The 3,135-nt window shown below is 68.5% G+C and carries 3 protein-coding genes; 1 reads left to right on the top strand and 2 read right to left on the bottom strand.

What is annotated here, in order from left to right; all coding sequences use genetic code 11:
* Both rsmD and EOA28_RS30570 read right to left on the bottom strand, forming a co-directional pair.
* On the bottom strand, positions 1 to 508 hold a 508-nt coding region (gene rsmD / locus EOA28_RS30575), incomplete at its 3' end, for a 16S rRNA (guanine(966)-N(2))-methyltransferase RsmD (RefSeq protein WP_128315606.1).
* Positions 489 to 2,441, bottom strand: a complete 1,953-nt coding sequence (locus tag EOA28_RS30570; RefSeq protein WP_127251017.1) for a pseudouridine synthase — start codon at positions 2,439 to 2,441, stop codon at positions 489 to 491. The genes rsmD and EOA28_RS30570, both read right to left, overlap by 20 nt.
* Before the next feature lie 180 nt (positions 2,442 to 2,621).
* Here EOA28_RS30570 and EOA28_RS30565 point away from each other — a divergent pair, with 180 nt between their 5' ends.
* Positions 2,622 to 3,083, top strand: a complete 462-nt coding sequence (locus tag EOA28_RS30565) for a nucleoside deaminase (protein WP_127251016.1) — start codon at positions 2,622 to 2,624, stop codon at positions 3,081 to 3,083.
* Positions 3,084 to 3,135 lie beyond the last annotated feature (52 nt).

Genomic DNA, 3,135 nt, shown 5'->3' with positions numbered 1-3,135 from the left:
CGTCCATCACCGAAAAACCGGCGCCAGGATCGAAGGCCGCCGATGCCGCCTCCTCGACGACGCAGAGCGCGCCGGGCAGAAGCCAGCCGCCGTCCTTGGCCGAGCGTAGCGCGCGTTCGCCTAGACCTTTGCCATAGGGCGGATCGGCGAAGATCAGGCCAAAGGGCGAGATCGTGCCGGCTTCGCCGAGATGCGTGGCGTCGCGGCGGAAGATTTTTGTGCGGCCGGTGAGCCCGTAGGCTTCGACATTCTCGCGGATCAGGCCGCGCCCCTCGGTCGATTCCTCGATGAAGACGCAGTAGGAGGCCCCGCGCGACAAAGCCTCCAGCCCGAGCGCGCCCGTGCCGGCGAAGAGGTCGAGCACACGGCCGCCCTCGAGCTTGTCGGCGTAGCGATGCGCCAGGACGTTGAACACCGCCTCGCGGGTGCGGTCGGTGGTGGGGCGAATGGCATTGCTTTTCGGCGTCGCCAGCGGACGCCCGCGGAACTCACCGCCGACGATCCGCATCGCCGCCCCTCTTCGGACCACGCGGCCTGTTGCCGCCATCGCCTTCGGGGCGCTCGCCACGGGGCTTGCCGAACGGCTTCGCGCCCGGCTTGCCCTTGCCGCCCGGTTTGAACGGCGCCTTGCGCGCCTTCGCCTCGGCGGCCCTGGCGGCGTCGGCTTCCGCCCTGCCCTTGCCGATCGGCCGGGCGCCCGGCGCCATCCAGACATTGGCCTTGCGCTGGCCCGGCGGCTCGATCGGCCGCTGCTCGCGCTCGGATTTCTTGCCGCGCGGTTTGTCGCCAAAGCCGCCGCGCGGCTTGTCGCCGAAGCCGCCGCGATCGGACTTCGCACCGCGCTCGCCAAATGCCCTGTCCGGTTTGGTCGAGAGCTTGCTCAGCGCCTCGTCGCGGCTGTCCTCACGGCGCTTGCGCGCCTTGATCAGCCCGCCCTCGCCGATCGGCCGGCGGTCGCCGTCGCGCGTGAATTTCGGCCGGTCGGCTTCCTCGCGGCGCGGACCGCCGCCGCGCACCGGCTTGTTGGAGAAAGGCTTTTGGATCTCGGCGTCGAAATTGGCGCCGGCTTCCTCGATCAGCCGCTCGCCGAGCTGCTCGCGCAGCACCCGGCCCTTGATCTCCAGCACATGGCCCTCGGGCAGGTCTTCCAGCTGGAAGGGACCATAGGAGATGCGGATCAGCCGCGTCACATCGAGGCCAAGCGCGCCGAGAATGTTCTTCACCTCGCGGTTCTTGCCTTCGCGCAGGCCGAGCGTCAGCCATGCGTTGGTGCCCTGCTCGCGGTCAAGCGAGGCCTCGATCGAACCGTAGAAGACGCCGTCGACGGCGATGCCCTCACGCAAGCCGGCGAGCGCGCTCTCCTCGACCTTGCCATGGACGCGCGCGCGGTAGCGCCGCAGCCAGCCGGTGGCCGGCAGCTCGAGCACGCGCGACAGCCCGCCGTCATTGGTAAGCAGCAGCAGGCCTTCGGTGTTGATGTCGAGGCGGCCGATCGTCATCAATCGCGGCAGGTCGGACGGCAGCACGTCGAAGACGGTCTTGCGGCCTTCCGGATCGCGGTTGGTGGTGACGACACCCGCCGGCTTGTGGAACAGGAACAGGCGCGTGCGCTCGATCGGTGGTATCTCGGTGCCGTCGAGATGAATGACGTCGGTGGCGCTGACGTTAAAGGCCGGCGAGTCCAACACCTTGCCGTTGACCTTGACGCGGCCGGCCGCGATCAATTCCTCGGCGTCGCGGCGTGAGGCGATGCCGGCACGCGCCAGCCGCTTGGCGATGCGCTCGCCGGCCTCCGGCGCGGCTTCCGAAGGACGCGGGCGCGGCTTGAAGCCGCCCTCGGGCTTTCCCGCGCCGCGCGGACGATCGCTGAAATCGCGCTTCGGCCGGTCGGCAAAGTCGCGTGCCGGGCGATCGCCGAAGTCGCGCTTGGGACGGTCGAAACGGCGTTCGCCACGCTCGCCTTCAGCGGCCACCGGGCGGTCACCGCGTGGCACAAAGGGCTTGCGGCCTTCGCGCTTCTCGAAGGGCTTGCCGTCGCGCGGCGGGCCTTTGCGGAACGGCCGGTCGCCGCGCTCCGCGCCTTCACCCATTTCACGCGGCTTGTAGCCGCGCTTGAAATCGCGGGCCGGGCGCTCGCCTTCGGCCATCGGCCGGTCACCGCGTGGCGCAAAGGGCTTGCGGCCTTCGCGCTTCTCGAAGGGCTTTCCGTCGCGCGGCGGACCTTTGCGGAACGACCGGTCGCCACGCTCCGCGCCTGCTTCACGCGGCCCGGTCTCACGCGGCTGGTAGCGCTTGAGGTTGCGCTCGCCTTCGGCAGCGATCGGCCGCTCCCGTTTTGGGAACGGCTTCTTGGCGCCGTGGGCCGGCTTGCCGCCGCGCGGACCTGCCGGTTTCGAGCCGCCCTTGCGCGGCCCGCGTGGAGATTTCTTATCGTCGTCCATTACTTTGCTCGTCTTTGCCTGCTACAGCGCCGCACGCCCTTTCGGACGCCCAACGCAGGCAGTGTCATCTTGATTTTGCGCATCCAGCGGCGCGGCAAAAACCGATTCCGGTTTTCAGGGTCTCGCGCTAGATAACAGGATCACTCTCGGGTGGCGAGGAGTAATCGGGATGGAAACCGCTTGAAACGACCGGATTTCATGGCCTTGGCGCTTGAAGAGGCCGAAGCGGCCGCCGGCCGCGGCGAAGTGCCGGTCGGCGCGGTGGTCGTCAGCGGCAACACGGTGATCGCGAAAGCCGGCAACCGTACCCGCGAGCTTGCCGATCCGACGGCGCATGCCGAGATGCTGGCGATCCGCGAGGCCTGCCGGAAGCTCGCCAGCGAGCGTCTCACTGGCCACGACCTTTATGTGACGCTGGAGCCCTGCGCGATGTGCGCCGGCGCCATCTCCTTCGCCAGGCTGCGGCGGCTCTATTTCGGCGCCGCCGACGAGAAAGGCGGCGCGGTGGTCAACGGCACGCGCTTCTTCGCCTCGCCCATCTGCCACCACGCGCCGGACATCTATCCGGGGATCGGCGAGAGCGAAGCCGCGCTCATCCTCAAGGACTTTTTCCGCGGGAAGCGAAATGGCGGTGAATGGTGAATGGTGAAGAAACTAGCGAGTAGCGAGTAGGGATCTATTCACTATTCACTAT

Origin of the sequence: Mesorhizobium sp. M2A.F.Ca.ET.067.02.1.1 (assembly GCF_004023285.1) — a bacterium.
Taxonomy (GTDB): Bacteria; Pseudomonadota; Alphaproteobacteria; order Rhizobiales; family Rhizobiaceae; genus Mesorhizobium.
Note: the sequence above shows the minus strand (reverse complement) of the source record. Positions and strands in the feature narration are given on the sequence as shown.

Coding starts and splice junctions, on each gene's coding strand:
- EOA28_RS30570 (WP_127251017.1), bottom strand. CDS start 2,441: ATGGACGACGATAAGAAATCTCCACGCGGGCCGCGCAAGGGCGGCTCG.